Annotated in this window: 1 pseudogene; it reads left to right on the forward strand. The window is 59.1% G+C overall.

The annotated features are described in order from the left end of the window. Positions 1 to 413, forward strand: a pseudogene (locus tag V0U79_RS13760) (TonB-dependent receptor plug domain-containing protein); the annotation flags it as partial.

Genomic DNA, 413 nt, shown 5'->3' on the forward strand with positions numbered 1-413 from the left:
GTCGAGCTGTTTGCTCAATATGATGTGACCTCGGAAGGCGACGGCCAGATCTACCGTTATGGCGCGACCTTCGGCCGCTCCTTCGACGGTGGCCGCTTCACCGGTAACCTCGAATATTTCGACCGTGGTACCATTCTTCAGGGTGACCGTCCGTTCTCGGCCTGTCCGTGGGCAGAGCAGGGCGGCCAGCTGATCTGTGGTGGTTCGGGTACGGCCTATCCGGGTCAGATCTTCCCGTCGGGCCCCGGTGCGGTCAACAATATCAACAATGGCGGTGGCGTCATTCTTGATCCCGCGACCAACACGTTGCGTGCGTTTACGCCGGCTGACGGCTATAACTTCGCGGCGCGCTCCTACATGGTCACGCCGATGGAAGTCTATTCCGGCTTCTTCGATGCTGAATATGACGTTCT

Source organism: Hyphobacterium lacteum, from assembly GCF_036330345.1.
Lineage (GTDB): Bacteria > Pseudomonadota > Alphaproteobacteria > Caulobacterales > Maricaulaceae > Hyphobacterium > Hyphobacterium lacteum.